The 20,820-nt window shown below is 54.2% G+C and carries 23 protein-coding genes and 1 other annotated feature; of the genes, 12 read left to right on the top strand and 11 right to left on the bottom strand.

The genetic code is table 11. The features are described from left to right. Nucleotides 1-159: 159 nt before the first annotated feature. From ihfA to F3I44_RS04450, 9 genes are all read right to left on the bottom strand, one after another. Nucleotides 160-462 (bottom strand): integration host factor subunit alpha, encoded by a 303-nt coding sequence (gene ihfA, locus F3I44_RS04490; protein ID WP_003853259.1) that lies wholly within the window; start codon nt 460-462, stop codon nt 160-162. 4 nt (nt 463-466) lie between these two features. After that, nucleotides 467-2,854 carry a phenylalanine--tRNA ligase subunit beta gene (gene pheT, locus F3I44_RS04485; protein ID WP_150012804.1) on the bottom strand — a complete coding sequence of 796 codons (2,388 nt, stop codon included), beginning with the start codon at nt 2,852-2,854 and terminating at the stop codon, nt 467-469. A 14-nt stretch (nt 2,855-2,868) separates the two neighbouring features. Continuing rightward, a complete protein-coding gene (pheS, locus tag F3I44_RS04480) occupies nt 2,869-3,852 on the bottom strand; it encodes a phenylalanine--tRNA ligase subunit alpha (protein WP_033732472.1) in 984 nt (327 codons plus the stop codon). Between the two features lie 71 nt (nt 3,853-3,923). Further along, nucleotides 3,924-4,049: a sequence feature (Phe leader region), on the bottom strand. Continuing rightward, nucleotides 4,000-4,044 (bottom strand): pheST operon leader peptide PheM, encoded by a 45-nt coding sequence (pheM, locus tag F3I44_RS23880; RefSeq protein WP_106120997.1) that lies wholly within the window; start codon nt 4,042-4,044, stop codon nt 4,000-4,002. (Overlaps the previous feature by 45 nt.) Before the next feature lie 118 nt (nt 4,050-4,167). Further along, nucleotides 4,168-4,524 (bottom strand): 50S ribosomal protein L20, encoded by a 357-nt coding sequence (gene rplT, locus F3I44_RS04470; protein ID WP_003853267.1) that lies wholly within the window; start codon nt 4,522-4,524, stop codon nt 4,168-4,170. 43 nt (nt 4,525-4,567) lie between these two features. Then, nucleotides 4,568-4,765 carry a 50S ribosomal protein L35 gene (gene rpmI / locus F3I44_RS04465; protein WP_004157374.1) on the bottom strand — a complete coding sequence of 66 codons (198 nt, stop codon included), beginning with the start codon at nt 4,763-4,765 and terminating at the stop codon, nt 4,568-4,570. A 99-nt stretch (nt 4,766-4,864) separates the two neighbouring features. Next, complete coding sequence (gene infC / locus F3I44_RS04460; RefSeq protein ID WP_150012801.1) at nt 4,865-5,416, bottom strand: translation initiation factor IF-3; 552 nt, start codon at nt 5,414-5,416, stop codon at nt 4,865-4,867. A 3-nt stretch (nt 5,417-5,419) separates the two neighbouring features. Beyond that, nucleotides 5,420-7,348 (bottom strand): threonine--tRNA ligase, encoded by a 1,929-nt coding sequence (thrS, locus tag F3I44_RS04455; protein ID WP_098050757.1) that lies wholly within the window; start codon nt 7,346-7,348, stop codon nt 5,420-5,422. 246 nt (nt 7,349-7,594) lie between these two features. Then, nucleotides 7,595-8,356 carry a YdiY family protein gene (locus F3I44_RS04450; RefSeq protein ID WP_150012799.1) on the bottom strand — a complete coding sequence of 254 codons (762 nt, stop codon included), beginning with the start codon at nt 8,354-8,356 and terminating at the stop codon, nt 7,595-7,597. Between the two features lie 351 nt (nt 8,357-8,707). Between F3I44_RS04450 and ghoS the strand changes: the two genes are divergently transcribed. Then, complete coding sequence (ghoS, locus tag F3I44_RS04445) at nt 8,708-9,028, top strand: type V toxin-antitoxin system endoribonuclease antitoxin GhoS (RefSeq protein WP_150012796.1); 321 nt, start codon at nt 8,708-8,710, stop codon at nt 9,026-9,028. A 79-nt stretch (nt 9,029-9,107) separates the two neighbouring features. Further along, a complete protein-coding gene (locus tag F3I44_RS04440; RefSeq protein ID WP_150012794.1) occupies nt 9,108-10,001 on the top strand; it encodes a fructosamine kinase family protein in 894 nt (297 codons plus the stop codon). A gap of 12 nt (nt 10,002-10,013) precedes the next feature. Here F3I44_RS04440 and F3I44_RS04435 read toward each other — a convergent pair whose 3' ends face one another. Further along, nucleotides 10,014-10,550, bottom strand: coding sequence for a YniB family protein (locus F3I44_RS04435; RefSeq protein ID WP_150012792.1), 537 nt, complete (start codon nt 10,548-10,550; stop codon nt 10,014-10,016). A 148-nt stretch (nt 10,551-10,698) separates the two neighbouring features. Between F3I44_RS04435 and hxpB the strand changes: the two genes are divergently transcribed. The 6 genes from hxpB to F3I44_RS04405 all read left to right on the top strand — a co-directional run bounded on the left by hxpB (nt 10,699) and on the right by F3I44_RS04405 (nt 16,019). After that, a complete protein-coding gene (gene hxpB, locus F3I44_RS04430; RefSeq protein ID WP_150012790.1) occupies nt 10,699-11,367 on the top strand; it encodes a hexitol phosphatase HxpB in 669 nt (222 codons plus the stop codon). A gap of 175 nt (nt 11,368-11,542) precedes the next feature. Next, nucleotides 11,543-12,379 carry a 5-dehydro-4-deoxy-D-glucuronate isomerase gene (gene kduI / locus F3I44_RS04425; RefSeq protein ID WP_150012788.1) on the top strand — a complete coding sequence of 279 codons (837 nt, stop codon included), beginning with the start codon at nt 11,543-11,545 and terminating at the stop codon, nt 12,377-12,379. Between the two features lie 17 nt (nt 12,380-12,396). Beyond that, entirely contained in the window at nt 12,397-13,158 is a 762-nt protein-coding gene (gene kduD, locus F3I44_RS04420) for a 2-dehydro-3-deoxy-D-gluconate 5-dehydrogenase KduD (RefSeq protein WP_150012786.1), read from the top strand. A 149-nt stretch (nt 13,159-13,307) separates the two neighbouring features. Then, a complete protein-coding gene (locus tag F3I44_RS04415; RefSeq protein WP_033732464.1) occupies nt 13,308-13,898 on the top strand; it encodes a metal-dependent hydrolase in 591 nt (196 codons plus the stop codon). Nucleotides 13,899-14,049: 151 nt separating this feature from the next. Further along, on the top strand, nt 14,050-15,441 hold the full coding sequence (locus F3I44_RS04410; RefSeq protein WP_150012784.1) for an L-cystine transporter: 1,392 nt from the start codon (nt 14,050-14,052) through the stop codon (nt 15,439-15,441). A 188-nt stretch (nt 15,442-15,629) separates the two neighbouring features. Then, nucleotides 15,630-16,019, top strand: a complete 390-nt coding sequence (locus F3I44_RS04405; RefSeq protein ID WP_150012782.1) for a DUF6515 family protein — start codon at nt 15,630-15,632, stop codon at nt 16,017-16,019. 66 nt (nt 16,020-16,085) lie between these two features. Here F3I44_RS04405 and osmE read toward each other — a convergent pair whose 3' ends face one another. Continuing rightward, on the bottom strand, nt 16,086-16,421 hold the full coding sequence (gene osmE / locus F3I44_RS04400) for an osmotically-inducible lipoprotein OsmE (protein ID WP_010245718.1): 336 nt from the start codon (nt 16,419-16,421) through the stop codon (nt 16,086-16,088). A 303-nt stretch (nt 16,422-16,724) separates the two neighbouring features. On the opposite strand from osmE, the gene F3I44_RS04395 reads away from it, so the two are divergent. The 4 genes from F3I44_RS04395 (at nt 16,725) to cho (ending at nt 20,749) form a co-directional block, all read left to right on the top strand. Further along, nucleotides 16,725-17,927: a multidrug effflux MFS transporter gene (locus F3I44_RS04395; RefSeq protein ID WP_150012780.1), complete on the top strand. Its 1,203-nt coding sequence runs from the start codon at nt 16,725-16,727 to the stop codon at nt 17,925-17,927. Between the two features lie 118 nt (nt 17,928-18,045). Continuing rightward, the gene (gene nadE, locus F3I44_RS04390; protein WP_013357668.1) at nt 18,046-18,870 is read left to right on the top strand and encodes an ammonia-dependent NAD(+) synthetase; all 825 of its coding nucleotides are present in this window, start codon (nt 18,046-18,048) and stop codon (nt 18,868-18,870) included. Between the two features lie 60 nt (nt 18,871-18,930). Then, on the top strand, nt 18,931-19,821 hold the full coding sequence (yddG, locus tag F3I44_RS04385) for an aromatic amino acid DMT transporter YddG (protein ID WP_150019305.1): 891 nt from the start codon (nt 18,931-18,933) through the stop codon (nt 19,819-19,821). A 67-nt stretch (nt 19,822-19,888) separates the two neighbouring features. After that, nucleotides 19,889-20,749, top strand: coding sequence for an excinuclease Cho (cho, locus tag F3I44_RS04380; protein ID WP_150012775.1), 861 nt, complete (start codon nt 19,889-19,891; stop codon nt 20,747-20,749). Nucleotides 20,750-20,820 lie beyond the last annotated feature (71 nt).

Raw genomic sequence — 20,820 nt, 5'->3', positions numbered from 1 at the left:
GATTGGTGAAAAAAGAAAGGCTGATGAGGCGGTCTGCGCCGGGTTGAGGTGGACATTAATGCGCGCCTGAAGCGGGATCCTGCTTTCTGAAACCCTGAAAGCTGCTTACTGGAACCATGAAAAAAGGCCGCTTGCGCGGCCTTTTTGAAACGCTGAAATTCAGTCAGTCTCTTTGGGTGTAGCGTTCTCTACGCGGCTTTTCAGCTTCTGTCCTGGGCGGAACGTTACTACGCGACGCGCAGTAATCGGAATATCTTCACCCGTTTTCGGGTTTCTGCCAGGACGCTGGTTCTTGTCACGCAGGTCAAAATTACCAAACCCAGACAGTTTTACCTGTTCTCCATTCTCCAAAGCGCGACGTACCTCTTCGAAAAACAGCTCTACTAACTCTTTGGCATCGCGTTTGCTCAGTCCGAGTTTCTCAAACAGGTACTCTGACATCTCAGCTTTTGTAAGCGCCATAGGTTCAATCCCTCAAGGTTGCCTGGAATCGCTCTTTTAATGCCGCAACGCATTTGCCAACGGTCGCGGCAATCTCCTCTTCTTCGAGTGTCCGGCTGGTATCCTGCAAAATCAGGCTGATTGCGAGGCTCTTATAGCCCTCAGAAACGCCCTTACCGCGGTACACGTCAAACAAGTTTACGCCAACTACCTGATTTACGCCAACTTTCTTACACTCCGCAATGATATCTGCTGCAGGGACGTTTTCAGCCACTACAACGGCAATATCACGGCGGTTCGCCGGGAAGCGAGAAATCTCGCGCGCGTCAGGCAGGACGCGGTCTGCGACCTTATTCCAAAGCAGTTCAAAGACTAAGGTGCGGCCATTGAGATCAAGCTTACGTTCCAGCTCAGGATGTACAACGCCGATAAATCCGATATGTTCATCACGCAAATAAATCGCCGCGCTCTGTCCTGGATGCAACGCCGGATTCGCCTCAGCCCGGAAGCTGATCTCATCCAGTTTGCCGGTTAAATCGAGCAGCGACTCTAAATCGCCTTTCAAATCATAGAAGTCAACTGTCTGACGCGCCAGATCCCAGTGCTCTTCAACGCGGTTGCCGCTGATGACGCCAGCCAGCATAAGATCCTGACGAATGCCTAAATCCGCCTGCGTATCTGGCACAAAGCGTAAGCCGCTCTCAAACAGACGTACACGGCTCTGCTGACGGTTCTGGTTGTAAACCACCGCACTGAGCAGACCGGTCCAGAGTGACAAACGCATGGTCGACATATCGCTGGAGATCGGGCTTGGCAGTAACAGCGCTTCTTCACCCGGATGCAGCAGCTGCTGGATTTTCGGATCGACGAAACTATAAGTAATCGCTTCCTGATAACCTTTATCAACCAGCAGATTTTTGGCGCGTTTCAGCGACAGATTCGCTTCACGGTGACGGGTCATGACCAGACCGGCCTGAACAGGCACATCAGGAATATTGTTGTAGCCATAAATACGGGCCACTTCTTCAACCAGATCTTCTTCAATGGCCATATCGAAGCGCCAGCTCGGCGCGACGGCCTGCCACTGCCCTTCACCTGCCGTCACGTCACAGCCAAGGCGCGTCAGAATGTCGGTAACCTGCTCATCCGCAATCACGTGACCAATCAGACGATCCAGCTTTTCGCGACGCAGTGTGATTGTGGCGGGTACAGGCAGCGCTGACTGATGAGTCTGATCGATAATCGGGCCCGCTTCACCGCCGCAGACAGACAGCAGCAGCTGAGTAGCACGCTCCAGCGCGAGGTGTTGCAGCGCCGGGTCAACGCCACGCTCGTAGCGATGAGACGCGTCGGTATGCAGACCGTGACGACGGGCGCGGCCGGTGATAGAGAGCGGATCAAAGTACGCGCACTCAAACAGGATGTTCTGCGTTTCACCGTTAACGCCTGAATGTTCGCCACCAAAGATACCGGCCATCGCCAGCGCGTTCTGATGATCGGCGATCACTAAAGTATCACTCTGCAGGGTGGCTTCGGTACCATCCAGCAGCGTCAGCTTTTCGCCCTCTTTCGCCATACGCACCACGATACCGCCATCAATACGGTCAAGGTCGAAGGCGTGCATCGGCTGACCCAGTTCCAGCAGAACGTAGTTGGTGATATCGACGACCGGATCGATAGATCGAATGCCGCAGCGACGCAGCTTCTCTTTCATCCACAGTGGCGTAGCAGCCTTAACGTTAATCCCTTTCACGACACGGCCCAGATAGCGCGGACAGGCGTCCGGCGCGTCAACCTGAATCGGGAACGTGTCGTTAAGCGTCGCTGCGACCGGTTGCATCTCCGGCACGTTCAGCGGCAGACCGTTGAGCACGGCAACATCACGGGCAATACCGATCAGACCCAGACAGTCGGCGCGGTTAGGCGTGACGCTGATTTCGATAGTGTTGTCGTCCAGTTGCAGATAAGCGCGGATATCGGTGCCAACAGGCGCATCAGAAGGCAGTTCGATGATGCCATTGTGATCGTCGGAAATACCCAGCTCAGAGAACGAGCAGAGCATACCTTCAGAGGGCTCGCCACGCAGTTTGGCCGCTTTGATTTTGAAATCACCTGGCAGCACAGCGCCGACGGTAGCAACGGCGACTTTCAGTCCCTGACGGCAGTTCGGCGCGCCACAGACGATATCCAGCAGGCGATCGCCACCGACGTTGATTTTGGTGACACGCAGCTTGTCGGCATTGGGGTGCTGACCGCACTCCATCACTTCACCGACCACAACGCCGTGGAACGCGCCGGCAACCGGCTCAACGCCGTCCACTTCCAGACCGGCCATGGTAATTTGTTCAGACAGCGCGGCGCTGTCCAGGGCTGGATTTACCCATTCGCGTAACCAGAGTTCACTGAATTTCATTGGATATCCTGCCCTTACTTAAATTGTTTGAGGAAACGTAAATCATTTTCGAAGAAAGCACGCAGGTCAGTCACGCCATAGCGCAACATGGTCAGACGCTCCATGCCCATACCAAAGGCAAAACCAGAGTAAACTTCCGGGTCGATGCCGACATTGCGCAGCACGTTAGGATGCACCATGCCGCAACCCAGCACTTCCAGCCACTTGCCGTTTTTACCCATAACATCCACTTCTGCCGATGGCTCAGTGAACGGGAAGTAAGAAGGACGGAAACGAATCTGTAAATCTTCTTCGAAGAAGTTGTTCAGGAAATCGTGCAGCGTGCCTTTCAGATTGGTGAAGCTGATGTTTTTATCCACGATCAGCCCTTCCATCTGATGGAACATCGGCGTGTGAGTCTGGTCGTAATCGTTACGGTAGACGCGGCCTGGCGCAATAATGCGGATAGGCGGCTGCTGAGCCTGCATGGTGCGGATCTGCACGCCAGAGGTCTGCGTACGCAGCAGACGCGTGGCGTCAAACCAGAAGGTGTCGTGATCGGCACGCGCCGGGTGGTGCGCAGGAATATTCAGCGCATCGAAGTTATGATAATCATCTTCAATTTCCGGCCCTGTTACCACACCAAAGCCTAACTCGCCAAAGAAGGTCTCAATGCGATCCATGGTGCGGGTGACCGGATGCAGACCGCCATTCTCAATACGGCGACCCGGCAGCGAGACATCGATGGTCTCTTCCGCCAGACGGGCATTCAGCACCGCGGCTTCCAGTGCGTCTTTACGGGCATTCAGTCGATCGGTGACCTGCTGCTTCGCTTCGTTGATTACCGCACCCGCTGCAGGACGCTCTTCTGCTGGCAGCTCGCGTAACGTCGTCATCTGCAGTGTCAGATGTCCTTTCTTACCCAGGTATTCGACGCGCACCGCGTCAAGGGCGGCGATATCCGTCGCCCCGTCGATGGCCGCCGTGGCGCTGGCCACCAGTTCTGCGAGTTGGGACATAATTTCCTCTTTTTCCAGTCAGGCTGGTCAGTTCTCGTTGGGACCTGCCGGTCCAATATGCTAGCGCCAGAAACAAAAAAGCCTCCACGAGGGAGGCTTTTAGCGCGGTTTTTCGTTTCTTCTCTTATGCGCAAAAGCCCCCAAATGTCAGGCGCTAAAGTAAAAAAAGAAACGGAAAATAGCAGCATTCATGCTTGCGGTTACCTTGTCATGCGATACAGGGGGGTATATTGAAAAGCTCAGCGACGAAAATGTCAATCTTTTGCGTAAGTTACAGGCAATAAAAAAGGGAGCAAGCTCCCTTTTCCATCTGACTTACGCCAGGGCTGATTTCGCTTTTTCGACCAGTGCAGAGAATGCCACTTTGTCGAATACTGCGATGTCGGCCAGGATCTTACGGTCAATCTCAATGGCTGCTTTTTTCAGACCATTGATGAAACGGCTGTAAGACATGCCGTTCTGACGTGCCGCTGCGTTGATACGCGCGATCCACAGCTGACGGAACTGACGCTTACGCTGACGACGGTCACGGTAAGCATACTGACCAGCTTTGATAACAGCCTGGAAAGCAACACGGTAAACACGTGAACGTGCACCGTAATAGCCTTTAGCTTGTTTTAAGATTTTTTTGTGACGTGCGCGAGCAACTACACCACGTTTTACACGAGCCATTTAGCTCTCCTGTTTAATATTCTGAATTAATAAAAAAATTTACTTATGCGTACGGCAGGCAGGCAATAACCAGACCCAGATCGCCTTTTGACACCATGCCTTTAGGACGCAGGTGACGTTTACGCTTAGTAGATTTTTTAGTCAGAATATGACGCAGGTTTGCGTGTTTACGCTTGAAGCCGCCAGAAGCGGTCTTCTTGAAGCGCTTAGCCGCGCCACGTACAGTTTTAATCTTTGGCATTTTAAAAATATCCACTTCGCATTGTTAATAACATGACCCAGACAGGCGAACAGATAGCCGCACAGCGCGAACGCTGCGCGGCTATTGCTACTTGAAAGCCTACTGTTTCTTCTTAGGAGCGAGCACCATGATCATCTGGCGGCCTTCGATCTTCGAAGGGAAGGATTCGACAATGGCCAAATCCAGATCTTCACACAGGTCTTTACGGACGCGGTTAAGCACTTCCATACCGATCTGCTGGTGCGCCATCTCACGACCGCGGAAGCGGAGCGTGATTTTAGCTTTATCGCCATCTTCCAGAAAGCGAATCAGGTTGCGTAGTTTGACCTGATAGTCGCCATCATCGGTTCCAGGACGGAATTTGATTTCCTTAACCTGAATAACTTTTTGCTTCTTCTTCTGTTCCTTAGAAGATTTGCTTTTTTCATAGAGGAATTTGCCGTAATCCATAATACGGCAGACCGGCGGTTCGGCGTTCGGGCTGATTTCGACTAAGTCGCCGCCCGCTTCCTCGGCTTTTTCCAGAGCTTCGCGTAATGAGACGATGCCAAGCGGCTCGCCATCCATGCCCGTTAAGCGCACTTCAGTTGCGCGGATTTCGCTGTTAATTTTGTTCGGACGCGTCGGTAGTACTCGTTTTCCGCCTTTAATACTTTATTCCTCCAATTGGTGAAGATTTCGGCTGCGAACCTCTTGTTGCAACTTCTCAACAAACAGGTCGACATCCATCGATCCCAGGTCTTTACCACGGCGGGTGCGAACGGCAACTTTGCCAGATTCCACCTCTTTATCACCGCAGACCAACATATAAGGGACGCGACGTAATGTGTGCTCGCGGATTTTAAAGCCTATCTTCTCATTTCTCAAGTCTGCCTTCACACGAATGCCAGCATTCTGCAGCTTACGCGTCAAAGACTCAACATATTCCGCTTGTCCGTCGGTAATATTCATTACCACAACTTGCAGCGGTGCCAGCCAGGTTGGGAAGAAACCGGCGAATTCTTCGGTAAGAATACCGATGAAGCGCTCCATCGATCCCAGAATCGCACGGTGAATCATCACTGGCGTCTGACGGTCGTTGTTTTCACCCACGTAGGTTGCTTCAAGGCGTTTTGGCAGGGAGAAGTCTAGCTGAACGGTTCCGCACTGCCAGGCGCGATCAAGACAATCGTACAAAGTGAACTCAATTTTAGGGCCATAGAACGCGCCTTCGCCGGGCTGGAACTCAAACTCAATGTTGTTTTCGTTCAGCGCGGCGGCCAGATCTTCCTCGGCACGATCCCACATCTCATCTGTACCGATACGCTTCTCAGGACGGGTGGATAACTTCACCACAATCTTTTCAAAGCCGAAAGTGCTGTACATGTCATAGACCATGCGGATACAGCTGTTCACTTCGTCACGCACCTGCTCTTCTGTACAGAAGACGTGTGCATCATCCTGGGTAAAGCCGCGAACGCGCATCAGACCGTGCAGCGCACCTGATGGCTCATTACGGTGACAGCTACCAAACTCTGCCATACGCAGCGGCAGGTCACGGTAGGATTTCAGACCCTGATTAAAGATCTGAACGTGTCCAGGACAGTTCATCGGTTTGATGCAATATTCACGGTTCTCAGATGAGGTAGTGAACATCGCTTCTTTATAGTTTTCCCAGTGCCCGGTTTTTTCCCACAGGACACGGTCCATCATGAACGGACCTTTAACTTCCTGGTACTGGTACTCTTTTAATTTGCTGCGGACAAACACTTCCAGCTCACGGAAGATAGTCCAGCCGTCATTATGCCAGAAGACCATACCGGGTGCTTCTTCCTGCATGTGGTAAAGATCAAGCTGCTTACCAATCTTACGATGGTCACGCTTCGCCGCCTCTTCCAGACGCTGCAGATAGGCTGCCAGCTGCTTTTTGTCTGCCCATGCGGTGCCATAAATACGCTGCAGCATTTTATTGCTGCTGTCGCCGCGCCAGTAGGCACCGGAGATTTTCTGCAGTTTAAAATGATGGCAGAACCGCATGTTCGGCACGTGCGGACCGCGGCACATGTCGACATATTCTTCGTGATGATACAGGCCAGGCTTATCGTCATGGCTGATGTTTTCATCAAGAATGGTGGTCTTGTAGATTTCGCCGCGCGCCGCAAAGACGTCGCGTGCTTCCTGCCAGCTGACTTTTTTCTTCACCACATCGTAGTTAGTTTCAGCCAACTGATGCATGCGTTTTTCCAGCAGATCGATATCTTCCTGGGTCAGGGTACGATCGATGTCGACATCATAATAGAAGCCGTTATCAATGACCGGGCCAATCGCCATTTTAGTATCCGGCCACAGCTGTTTAATTGCGTGCCCTAACAGGTGCGCACAGGAGTGACGGATAATTTCCAGACCCGCTTCATCTTTTGCGGTAATGATCGCGACAGCGGCATCGTCGGTGATGGGGTCAACAGCATCAACCAGTTCACCGTTAACGCGGCCAGCGATACAGGCTTTCGCCAGACCTGGACCGATGTCCAGCGCAATATCCATGACGCTGACAGGGCGGTCAAACACGCGCTGGCTGCCATCAGGAAGCGTAATTACAGGCATTTCATGTCCTTATTTGCAGTGGTAAGCCACACGAAAGCTTACATGCAACGTAATGTAAAATGAGTGACCTGGCGTAATATCAGACCCACATTGTCGGAATGTCGCCAGGATTGTAGTGCGGAGCGGATGATAGCAGTTTTCGCCGACGAGAAAAACCATCCCCTTTTTGCTCAGCCATGGACGAACAAAAAAAGCGGCCTGACACAGAGTGTCAGGCCGCCGGGCAAGCCTTAAGCAAAAATGCGCTTACATTGCGTAAGAAAGCATGATTGAGGTTTTGGTGTCGGTACGATCTGGCGCAGACTCAGCCGGATTGTTGTTCCAGGTAACATTGTAGGCCAGCTTCAGCGCGAAGTGGCTATTGATAGCGACCTGCAGGCCGGTTTCGGAGTTCACCGTGGTGTCTTCACCGAAGCTGCTCAGCACGGATACGCCCTGAATAAATTTGGTGGTATCGGTCAGCTGCCACTGATAGCTCACTGCGCCATAGCCCAGCGCCTTGGTCTGATGACCACCAGCGTGGTAGTCGTCATAACGTACACCCGGACCCAATTCCGCACGCAGCGAGTGCACCGGACCATTCAGGATCTGACGACCGTAACCGGCAGTCAGCACGTCACGTGAATCATAACCATTGAAACGATCGCTTAACCAACTCGCCTGCCCAAACAGGTAGTCATAGGAGTTGAGGTTATAGCGTGAACGACCACCGATGTTGTACGTCTCTGAAGAGCGTTCATCATTTGAGGAAGTGTTCGCTGCGTTACCCCACAAGCTGTAGGCCATAGATGACTGATACCAGGTCATATTGGTCTGAGCCGTCATTGATGAACTGGTGGTGTTACCGGTTTGCGCCAGGTATCCCGCAGAAGCAGAACCTTCAAATGGCTTTTTAGCCGTTGAAGGGTCATCCATTGAGGTGAATACAGCGTTATCGGCCAGTGCCTGGTGACAAAACGCTCCGGCGGAGAGCAAAAGAACAGCAGACAGCTTGTTAAAGGCTTTCATTAAATGTGATCCGTGCGACTGTTTAAAAAACGGAGAGTCTGAAGCGTTTTGCCGGGCATTCAATGCAATTTACGGTAAGTTTTGTAAAAAATTATTAACTCACACAAAATGCCTGTAATCACCCTGAAAACCCATGTTAATTGGGACTCATCTTATTAACGTCGCGCATTATAGTGCTGCCCAAATGAAAAGCCAGACGTAACGGCAGAAAGATTTTGACGTCAGTGACTGGACTCCTGACACTGATTTACGCTATGCGTCACGACAGACATCCAGCATCTCTTTCATAATTCGCCTGAATTTTCACCATAGTCTACGCTCAGTTCAGTTTCTTTTTCCCGGAGGTGCCTCATGAGCAACACGACCTTAACCCGTTACATCGTGACCTTTCATTACCAGGAGTCGGGATTAAGTGACATCCTGGAGCTGACCAGCGCGATGACCGCCGCCGGTTTCACCACCACGCTGGCTGATGAAAACGGCCATCCCCATGAACTGGGCACGAACAGTTATGGCATTGTCAGTACGCTGGACGCTGAGGATCTGCGACAGCAGGTTGCAGATGCCGGTGAAAACGCACTGGGTCAGAAACCCGATGTGACTGTTATGACCTTTGAAGAGTATCTGCGGGACACCGCCAGTCATCGCCCCGCCACCTCAGCGCCAGAATAAAAAGGTGCAATCACGCTGGTTTTGGTGAATATTCAGGCATCAGCATCGGACTTACGCAGCGAACAACGAGGATAGCCCTATGTGGTCAGCCATCAGTCGTCTGTTAAGCGAGCAGTTAGGCAACGCCGAAATCACTCAACGTCACGCCCTTGCGGGTGGTGATATCCACCCCACCTGGCATATTCGCTACGGTGATCATGATGTCTTCGTTAAAAGTAACAGCCGCGAGATGCTGTCGCTTTTTACCTGGGAAGCAGACCAGCTCGCCTTGCTGGCACGCACCGGCACGGTTCGGGTGCCAAAGGTATATGGTGTGGGTCATCATCGTGAGGAGAGCTTTCTGTTACTGGAGTACATCAGGCCACAGCCGCTTGATGAGCAGAGTGCATATCTGCTGGGTCAGCAGCTGGCGCACCTGCATCAGTGGAGCGAGCAGACACAGTTTGGCCTCGATTTCGACAACAACATCACCACCACGCCCCAGCCTAATAGCTGGCTGCGACGCTGGTCAGTCTTTTTTGCCGAACAGCGCATCGGCTGGCAGCTGCAGCTGGCGGCCGAAAAGGGGATTCAGTACGGGGATACCGAGCTGATTATCGCCTCCGTGCAGCGGGTGCTTGCGTCACATCATCCGCAGCCGTCGCTTTTACATGGCGATCTCTGGCCCGCTAACTGCGCCAGCAGTGACAGTGGCCCCTGGCTGTTCGATCCCGCCTGCTACTGGGGCGACCGTGAATGCGATTTAGCCATGCTGAGCTGGTACCCTGACCTGCCACGCCAGATATACGACGGCTATCAGGCTGTGTGGCCCCTGCCGGATGGTTTTTCGCAGCGCCTGCCGGTCTACCAGCTCTACTATCTGCTGAACCGGGCTAACGTGTTTGGCGGGCACTGGCCTGGCGACGCGCAGTTCGCCATTGGCCAGTTGCTGGATGAAGATGCGCTCGGCACCCGTCAGGCCAGACCGGCCTGACGGCGTTCACAGTCAGATAAAGCCCAGCAGCGACAACGCAAAATAGCCGGCTATCGCAATTATCACTGGCAGGACATAGAGCGGGAAGATCTGCAGGAAGATGGTGTGGCGAGGAACGCGCACCTTTTCTTCCAGTTGCTGACGGCTGCGTCCTTCTCTGCCTTTTGCCTGCTCCAGAATCATCTGATCTTCAATGCCCTCTTTGACGTGACGTGCCTGCCGTCCCATCCGCGCGCCTGATGACTCCAGCGCCAGCCCGACAAAAATCAGAATGTAGATCAGCCAGAAACCCAGGTTCATCTGACCATTAAATTCCGGTACCGGCGAGTTATGCCAGAAAACGTTCAGGAACGGCGTGTTGAAGCGCAGCATATCGACAATGACATGGACGAAATCAAGCATAACGGCGTCAATACCGGGCTGCTTCTCGCTGTGCTTAAACATAAAGCTCAATACCGAAATAATGGTCGACAGCAGTGCCACTAAAAAGAGCACCCAGCCCACTACGCGCTTAAGGATGGCGATACGGCCAGCCTGTTGATAGGTCATAATATCTCCTGAACCTGGAATCCAATTTGCCGTCAGTCTACCTGCCCACAAAGAAATTTCCCAAATAAAGCGTGGTCAATTGGTTGAAGCAGGCGTCAGCAGAGAATGATGGTATGGTAAACCGACTTTATTTATAATGAGACCGCTGATGACCTGGCACCGCCCTGTCCTTGCTGCCCTGTTTGATATGGATGGCTTACTGATCGATTCTGAACCGCTGTGGGATCAGGCTGAACTGGATATCTTTTCAACGCTGGACGTCGACCTGTCACGCCGCAGTGAAATGCCTGATACCCTTGGCCTGCGTATCGACCAGACTGTGCGGATGTGGTACGAAACGCTGCCCTGGCAGGGCCCCTCTCAGCAGGAGGTTACTGACCGTATTATTGCGCGTGCCATGACGCTGGTGGATCAGACGCGCCCGCTGCTCCCTGGCGTGGAAACGGCGCTACAGCTCTGCCAGGAGCAGGGACTGAAAATCGGTCTGGCCTCAGCATCGCCGCTCATGATGCTGGAACAGGTGCTGGAGATCTTCAACCTGCGCCACTATTTCGATGTGCTGGCTTCAGCAGAATCACTGCCCTATAGCAAGCCCCATCCGCAGGTCTACCTCAACGCCGCCGCCAGCCTGGCGATTGATCCACTCAACTGCGTCACACTGGAAGACTCGTTTAATGGCATGATCGCGACCAAAGCGGCCCGCATGCGGTCGATTGTGGTACCTGCTACTGAGCATCGTGACGATCCGCGCTGGGCGCTGGCGGATGTCCGGCTGGACAACCTGACACAGCTTAGCCTGCAGCATCTGCAGGGATAATAAACAGCCCGCGCATAGCGGGCTTTTTTTTGGCCCGCTGCGCATGCCGGTTGATCTACCCCGCAAAAAATAAAACAACGTTTCATTTTTATTGAATTCCCATCCCACTCTGCCTAAGATGCCCGAAGCGTCCCCGTTCGGGGCATGAATAACCTGACCTGCAGAGAGGCCTGAGATGGACGTTCGCCAAAGCATTCATAGCGATCACGCTAAACAACTCGACACTGACGCGTTGCGCCGCGAGTTTCTGATTGAGACGATTTTTTCCGCTGACAATTACACCCTGACCTACAGCCACATCGACCGCATCATCATTGGCGGCGTGATGCCGGTTAATAAGCCAGTCACTATCGGTGATGAGATGGGAAAGCAGCTGGGTGTCAGTTATTTTCTTGAACGCCGCGAGCTGGGCATGATTAACATTGGCGGCCCGGGTCTGGTCGAGGTCGACGGTAAAGCGTGGGAGATCGGTCACGAAGAGGCGCTTTACATTGGCAAAGGTGCGCGCCACCTGCTGTTCCGCAGCCTGAACCCAGCCCAGCCCGCCAAATTCTATTACAACAGCGCACCCGCACACTGCACCTTCCCGGATAAGAAGATCACGCTGCAGGAAGCAGCCACCGCCACGCTGGGTGATGTTGCCACTGCCAATCGTCGCACCATTAACAAATTTATCGTGCCGGATGTCCTGCCCACCTGCCAGCTCACCATGGGCTTAACCAGGCTGGATGAAGGCAGCCTGTGGAATACCATGCCCTGTCACACCCATGAGCGGCGCATGGAAGTCTACTTCTACTTCGATATGAGCGAAGAGAGCGCGGTCTTCCACATGATGGGAGAACCCCAGCAAACCCGCCATCTGCTGGTACATAACGAGCAGGCGGTCATCTCACCCAGCTGGTCAATTCATGCTGGTGTCGGCACCCAGCGTTACACCTTTATCTGGGGCATGGTGGGTGAGAATCAGGTCTTTGATGACATGGACCACGTCAAAATCAGCGAACTGCGTTAAGCAGAGGAGAGGCATAAATGGTACTGAATATGTTTGATTTAAAAGGCAAAGTGGCAATGGTGACCGGTTGTAATACCGGTCTGGGTCAGGGTATGGCTCTGGGGCTGGCTCAGGCTGGCTGCGACATTGTCGGCGTTAACCGTTTCGAGCCTGACGAAACGCAACGTAAAGTTGAAGCACTTGGCCGCCGTTTCTGGTCGGTGTCAGCGGATTTGATGCGCTCTGATGTTGCGTCGCAGGTTGTTGAGCAGGCTGTCGCCGCCGCAGGCAGAATCGATATCCTGGTCAACAACGCCGGGATTATCCGTCGTGAAGATGCACTGAACTTCAGCGAGCAGGACTGGGATGATGTGATGAACATCAACAGTAAAACGGTCTTTTTCCTGTCACAGCAGGTAGCGCGGCAGTTTATTGCTCAGGGTAACGGCGGCAAAATTATCAATATCGCCTCTATGCTGTCGTTCCAGGGGGGCATCCGCGTGCCTTCATATACGGCGTCAAAAAGCGCCGTGATGGGTTTAACGCGATTGATGGCGAATGAGTGGGCGAAGCATGGCGTTAATGTTAATGCGATTGCCCCAGGCTATATGGCTACCGATAACACCGAACAGTTGCGTAAAGACCAGGCCCGAAGCGATGAGATCCTGGGACGTATCCCGGCAGGACGCTGGGGCGTGCCTGATGACATGATGGGGCCGGTAGTTTTCCTGGCCTCTTCCGCGTCTGACTACGTAAATGGCTATACCCTGGCGGTAGATGGCGGCTGGCTGGCACGTTAATCTTTCTGTCAGAACAGGCGGGCAGTGTTTCATCGCTGTCCGGCTTGTTAAAAATATTCATGCTTCGTTACAGCGTCACATGTTCTCATTCACTGGATAAATCCCTATACTGGATGCATCGACAGTTTTCTTTGCAACCAGGTTCTATCATGACGGGCGAAGGCCACATCATTTTTGCCATTGCCAGCGCTATTTTTGCTAAGCGTGCTGAGCTTACACCCGTACTGGCGCAGGCCGATTGGTGGCATCTTGTTCCTTCTGCTCTGCTGACATGCCTCCTGCCCGATATCGATCACCCCAAATCTTTGCTGGGGCAGCGACTACGCTGGCTCTCTCATCCTATTGCACGCGCGTTCGGTCATCGGGGCTTTACCCATAGTCTGCTGGCGGTAGCCGCCGGTTTATGGCTTTTTCAGATAAACCTGCCCCAGTCGTCGCCGATACCCGCGGACGTACTGCAGGGTCTGACGCTGGGCTACCTCAGTCATATTGTGGCCGATATGCTGACGCCCGCCGGTGTCCCGTTGCTGTGGCCCTGCCGCTGGCGCTTCCGTCTGCCGATCCTGCGCAGTCAGAAAGGCAATCAGCTTGAGCGGGCATTGTGTCTGGGACTGGTAGGCTATGCGCTGTGGTTCCCGGTCGGCATGCCATCTTTTGGTGCAAACGGCTGGCCGGCTCAACTGTTTGATACGCTACAAAATGGCGTCGGTCGGTTAATATCCAGTCATTCTGCGCAATAAATCCGCACAAAACACCATTAAGTTATAAACCATGCCATTTGGATATAAGGCACCCTCTGCACCTGCTGTTACCATTCCTGCTGTCTTAATTCGTGATTAACGTTATGCGGCTTTCCCGGGTGGGAAAGCCGCATTACTCTGGAGTTTCAGCATGGACCTTCCTCTTACGCTTAATATCGTGGCCTTTGTGGTGCTGCTGGTATTACTCTCCCGCTTCAGCCGTCAGAACTGGAGCCTGTCGAAAAAAGTGCTGACCGGTCTGGTGATCGGCGTGCTGTTCGGCCTGGTTTTGCAGTTGATCTACGGCGAAAATAGCGCAGTGGTAAAAGAGTCTATCAGCTGGTTTAACATCGTTGGCAATGGCTATGTCCAGTTGCTACAGATGGTGGTGATGCCGCTGGTGTTCGTTTCTATTCTGAGCGCGGTGGCCCGTCTGCATAACGCCTCGTCGCTGGGGAAAATCAGCGTGCTGACCATTGGCGTACTGCTGTTTACCACCGCTATTTCGGCGCTGGTCGGCGTGTTCGTGACCGGCCTGTTTGGTCTGAGCGCGGAAGGTCTGGTACAGGGTGTGCAGGAAACCGCGCGTCTGAGTGCGATCCAGAGCAACTATGTCGGCAAGGTCTCTGACCTGAGCGTGCCACAGCTGGTGCTCTCCTTTATCCCGAAAAACCCGTTTGCCGATTTGACCGGTGCCAATCCCACCTCGATTATCAGCGTCGTCATCTTTGCCGCCTTCCTGGGTGTCGCTGCCCTGCAGTTGCTGAAAGATGATGAAGTGAAAGGTCAGCGCGTGCTGGTCGCAATTGATACGCTGCAGTCGTGGGTTATGAAGCTGGTTCGTCTGGTCATGAAGCTGACCCCCTACGGTGTGCTGGCGCTGATGACCAAAGTGGTTGCCGGTTCTAACCTGCAGGACATCATCAAGCTGGGCAGTTTTGTGGTCGCCTCTTACCTCGGTCTGGCCATCATGTTTGGTGTCCATGCCCTGCTGCTGTCGGTGAACGGCATCAACCCGCTGCGCTTCTTCCGTAAAGTGTGGCCGGTGATCACATTCGCCTTCACCAGCCGCTCCAGCGCAGCAAGCATTCCACTGAGCGTGGAGACGCAGACCCGTCGTCTGGGCGTACCTGACTCGATTGCCAGCTTCGCTGCCTCCTTTGGTGCCACAATTGGACAGAATGGCTGTGCCGGTCTCTATCCGACCATGCTGGCCGTGATGGTAGCGCCAACGGTTGGTATCAACCCGTTTGATCCGCTGTGGATTGCCACCCTGGTTGGGATAGTGACGCTGAGCTCCGCAGGCGTGGCCGGTGTCGGCGGTGGTGCCACCTTTGCCGCCCTGATTGTTCTGCCTGCGATGGGCCTGCCTGTCACCCTGGTGGCGCTGCTGATCTCCATTGAGCCGCTGATTGATATGGGTCGTACGGCACTGAACGTCAACGGTTCTATGACCGCCGGTTCCCTGACCAGCCGCTGGTTAGGTCTGACCGATAAGCGCGTACTGGAAAGTGACGACAACGCCGAGCTGGCGCATCGTTAATCTGCTGTAAACCTGGCGCGCCCGCGCCAGGTTATTTCCGCCCTGCCTCTCCATAATCTTCCCCGTTGATGGCGACGTCGTTAAGAAAGCGTTAAGCATGGTAAACAGGCGAAAAATCGCCGCTTTAATGCTTGTCTTTGCCCGGCAAAAAGCGAATTCTGCATCCAGTCTTATGAGGAGGACATCCGATGAAAAAAATTATTGCCTCGCTTCTGACGCTGGCGCTGTTGACGCCCGCGCTGGCTTTTGCCCACCATGGCGACTGGGGCCCGGGTGGATGGGGTCGACATGGCGGACCTGGCCCCCACTGGGGCGGGCCTGGCCCGATACGTTTTTTACCTGAAGCCGCTACCGCGGTGCTGATTGGCGGACTGACCTACTACCTGCTGAACGGCAGTTATTACCAGCGTCACGGGGAGGAATATGTGGTGGTCGAACCGCCAGCCGAGTCGCGGGTCAGCAATGAAATGCGGGTACTCGACTTTAATGGTAAACGTTTTTATGTGCAGGACGGCCACTACTATCAGCGGCAGATAGACGGTGATTATGTTGAGGTGCCGCGTCCGGCAGGATTGTAGTCTGCGACACAACGAAAAACGGCCCGTCATGACGACGGGCCGTTTGCTATTCAGGGGGGCTACGTATTACTGCTGAACCTGCGGATCGGTGTCATATTCCGCACAGCTCTGGAAGCCGTAGTTCATCACACGGCCAGTGTCGTTATAGCTCACGAAGTAAGTCTGTGCTTTACCGTCGCGCTGACCCAGTACGTAAGTCTGGCAGGTGCCGCGCGCGTGAACCATGGTGATTTCAGTTGACGGCGTACCGGCGATCTGACGTACCTGATCACGGGTCATGCCTTTTTTAACATCCTTTACCACTGGCTTAGTCACGTAGCTTTCAGCACGATCGTAAGTCGTACAACCAGACAGTGCAGCCAGTGTCAGCGCCGCAGCGATACATCCCATCACTTTATTCATCTTGTTGTTCCTCATTGATTGTCCATGTGGAAACAAGCCTGGAACATAAATGCTGATTTATCAAGTTTATGAGCAATAATTCGTGGCAAGGTAAATGTCAGGATATCGTAAAGAAGGCTGTTTTGCTGTCAACGCAGACGTATACTTCACCGCAAAACAGACACGCCGTAACGACCTATTTTCAGACGCATCGGCCATCATCTGTGAAGGCCTTGAGCAGTGTGATAGCTGCGTTACGGGTCTCTGTAATTTACTGCCTTGCCTGCTTTCTGTTCACCCCATCGCTGATGATTCCGAGGATAAATGACCCCTGTACACTCCAACCGCCTGGTTTACGCCGTTACGCTCGGCCTGCTGGCCGCACTGGGCCCACTCTGCATCGACCTCTATCTGCCTGCCCTGCCACAAATGGCGCAGGATCTGCATACTGAAACCGCAACCGCGCAACTGAGTCTGACCGCCGGTCTGCTGGGTCTGGGCGTTGGACAGCTGCTGTTTGGCCCGATGAGCGATAAGTTCGGCCGCCTGCGTCCGCTGACCCTGTCACTGGTGCTGCTGTTTATCGCCTCAATGGGCTGTGCGCTGGCGCAGGATATTAACCAGCTGCTGCTGGCACGACTGTTCGAGGGACTGGCCGGTGCAGGTGGTGCGGTGCTGTCACGGGCGATTGCGCGTGACATGTACAGCGGTCATGAGCTGACGCGCTTCTTCGCGCTGCTGATGCTGGTCAACGGTCTGGCCCCGATTGGTGCACCGGTCCTGGGCGGTGTGCTGATGCCGATAGTCAACTGGCGCGGCATCTTTATGGTGCTGGGCGGCATTGCCATTTTGCTGATCCTGCTGGCTCGCTGGAAGCTGCATGAAACGCTGCCAGAAGAAAGACGCAGTAAAGGATCGATCTTCTCCGCCTACGCAGCGCTGGGTCAGGTGATAACCCATCGCCCCTTTATGGGCTTCTGCCTGACGCAGGGCTTTATGATGTCCGGGATGTTCGCCTATATCGGTGCCTCACCGTTTGTGCTGCAACAGCTCTATGGCCTGTCGCCTCAGGCCTTTAGCTTCTGTTTTGCAGCAAACGGATTTGGTCTGATCATTGCCTCGCAGACCAGCGCCCGTCTCTGTCCACTTTGGGGCGAGTATCGGGTGCTGAAAGGCGGGCTGACGCTGGCCTTTGTCGCCTCCAGCCTGCTGCTGCTGACCGCGCTGCTCCATGCACCGCTGGCACTGCTGCTGGTCGCGCTGTTCTTTACCATCGCCAGTAATGGCGTCATCGCCACCACCGCCTCATCACTGGCGATGCAGAGTCAGGGCCACCGCGCGGGCAGCGCCTCCGCAGTGATTGGCGTCACTATGTTCACCCTGGGCGCGATTACCGTGCCGATCACCGGCATCGGCGGCACCTCGGTACTGAGCATGTGTGCCACCATTTTTGGCTGCTTTATGATGGCCATTCTGATGTTCAGCCTGCTGGCCAAAAAACCGCTGCCTCAGGTAAAAACTCACTGATTTCGCAACGTTAAGCCGTAATCAGTTGCCGCTTAAGCTTGTTGTTTTGGCGAAGGCACGTTAGCTTTATTAAAACGTTCGCATCGAGCCGACAGGCCACTGACCTGAGGAGAAGTTCATGTCACTGCAGCAGGAAATTATTGAAGCATTGGGTGTGAAACCCGCTATCGACGCCGACCAGGAAGTGCGCGTCAGCGTCGATTTTCTTAAAGCCTACCTGAAACGTCACAGCGGACTGAAAACGCTGGTGCTGGGAATAAGCGGCGGCCAGGATTCAACCCTGGCGGGCAAGCTGGCGCAAACGGCGATCAGCGAGTTGCGTCAGGAGAGCGGCGATAATGACTACACCTTTATTGCCGTGCGTCTGCCTTATGGCGTGCAGGCGGATGAGCAGGATTGCCAGGATGCACTGGCGTTTATCAAGCCTGATCGTTCGCTGGTGGTCAATATCAAAGAGTCGGTACTGGCCAGTGAGCGCGCGCTGAAAGACGCAGGTATCACGCTTTCCGACTTCGTGCGCGGCAATGAAAAAGCGCGCGAGCGTATGAAAGCACAATACAGCATTGCCGGCATGACCAAAGGGGTAGTGGTTGGCACCGATCACGCGGCTGAAGCGGTCACCGGATTCTTCACCAAGTATGGCGATGGCGGCACTGATATCAACCCGCTGTTCCGCCTGAACAAGCGTCAGGGCAAACAGCTGCTGAAGCATCTTGGCTGCCCGGAACATCTCTACCTGAAGAAGCCGACTGCCGATCTGGAAGATGATCGTCCAGGCCTGCAGGATGAAGTGGCGCTGGGTGTCACCTACGAGATGATTGATGATTATCTGGAAGGTAAAACCATCAATCCTGATAACGCCCGCATCATCGAAGGCTGGTATCTGAAGACCGAGCACAAACGTCGCCCACCGATCACGGTGTTTGACGACTTCTGGAAGTAATCCCGCGCCTCCTTTGCCCCGGCAAGGGAGGCTTCTCTCACTCATCTTGTTGATCGCTGCATGCCTGCCACCGTTTCGCGCGCTACTCTCATCGGGCTTATTGCCATTCTGCTCTGGAGCACCACCGTTGGCCTGCTGCGCAGCGTTAGTGAAGCCTTTGGTGCCACTGGCGGCGCGGCGCTGATCTATACCACCACAGCGCTCCTGCTCTGCCTGACCCGCGGCCTGCCAAAGCCCGGCGCAATGCCTGCAATCTATTTATGGCTGGGTGGCACTCTCTTCGTGGGCTATGAAATCTCTCTGGCGATGGCTATCGGGCTGGCCAGCGATCGCAGCCAGTCGCTGGAGCTGGGGATGATTAACTATCTCTGGCCCTGTCTCACCATCGTGCTGGCGATCCCATTTAATCAGCAGCGCTTCCGCGTCTGGCTCTGGCCCGGGCTGCTGCTGGCGCTGCTGGGGATTGTCTGGGTAATGAAAAGCAGCGGCAGCGGCTCGCCTGCGCTGCTATGGCAGAACATGCTGCGTAATCCTGTCGCCTATGCACTCGCCTTTATCGCGGCCCTGACCTGGGCGTTCTACAACAATCTTACCCGGCGCTATGCCCGGGGTTCGAATGGCGTTACGCTGTTTTTTATGCTGACCGCGCTGGCGCTGTGGATTAAATATGCCTTCAGCGATCATTCTGCGCCAATGACCTTTGCACTGGTACCGCTGCTTGAGGTGCTGTTTGTCGGCCTCTCTACGGCTATCGCCTACTCCGCCTGGAACCACGGGATTCAGCAGGGCAACCTGACGCTGCTAGCCACTGCTTCGTATTTCACACCCGTGCTGTCGGCTCTGCTGGGATCGCTATGGCTCGGCCTGACGCCGCCGCTGGTCTTCTGGCAGGGGGTCGCAATGATTACCCTGGGTTCGCTGATCTGCTGGCTGGCAACACGGCGTCTTTAACCAGACGGCTGGCGATCATTTCGCCTGCCTGTTATGCTGTATGGACAACCAGTAAGTGGAGTCCATTTTGGCCAGACGTTCTGCCATTCTTCGCCCCGAACCCGACGCGAATACAATTTATCAATATCCTGAACACCTGCGTGAATGGCTGGAAGGTCTGCCGAATCACCCTGGCGTCTATACCTTTCACGGCGAGAGTGAGTCACTGCCGCTCTATATCGGTAAAAGTGTGAATCTGCGTTCGCGGGTGATGTCCCATTTTCGCACCCCTGACGAGGCAAAAATGCTGCGTCAGTCGCGGCGAGTCAGCTGGATCCCTACCGCAGGGGATCTCGGCGCACTGCTGCTGGAAGCGCAGATGATCAAAACCCAGCAACCGCTGTTTAATAAGCGACTGCGCAAAAACCGGCAGCTCTGCTCGTTACAGATTACCAATGGCAAACCAAATGTGGTTTACGCAAAAGATCTCGATTTCAGCCAGTCTCCCAACCTGTTTGGCCTCTATCGCAGTCGCTTTGCCGCGCTTGAACGACTGAAGCAGCTTGCGGATGAGTATCAGCTCTGTCATGGCCTGCTGGGTCTGGAAACGCTCAATGCAGGGCGCGGCTGCTTCCGTTCGGCACTGCGCCGCTGCGCCGGTGCCTGCTGCGGTAAAGAGCCGGTCAGCGATCATCAGGATCGTCTGCTGGAGGCGCTGGAGAATGTCCGGGTCTTCTGCTGGCCCTGGCAGGGTGCCGTAGGCCTGGTGGAGGAAGGCAAAGAGATGACTCAGATTCACGTCATCGACCACTGGTTCTATCTTGGTTCGGTGAACAGCATGGATGAGGCCAGAAAACTGCAGCGGCCCAAAGGCGGTTTTGACCACGACGGCTATAAAATTCTCTGCCGCCCGATTCTGTCGGGAGCCTACCCGATTCTTCCGCTATAAAAAACCGCCGATGCTGCCCACTCATTTCAGTGGACAGCATCGGCGGTCTCAGACCCTTGGCTTAGCTAAGG

The organism is Pantoea sp. F_5 (genome assembly GCF_008631595.1).
In the GTDB taxonomy this organism is placed as follows: Bacteria; Pseudomonadota; Gammaproteobacteria; order Enterobacterales; family Enterobacteriaceae; genus Pantoea; species Pantoea gossypiicola.
The sequence above is the reverse complement of the archived record's forward strand: the minus strand, read 5'-3'. Positions and strand labels throughout refer to the sequence as shown.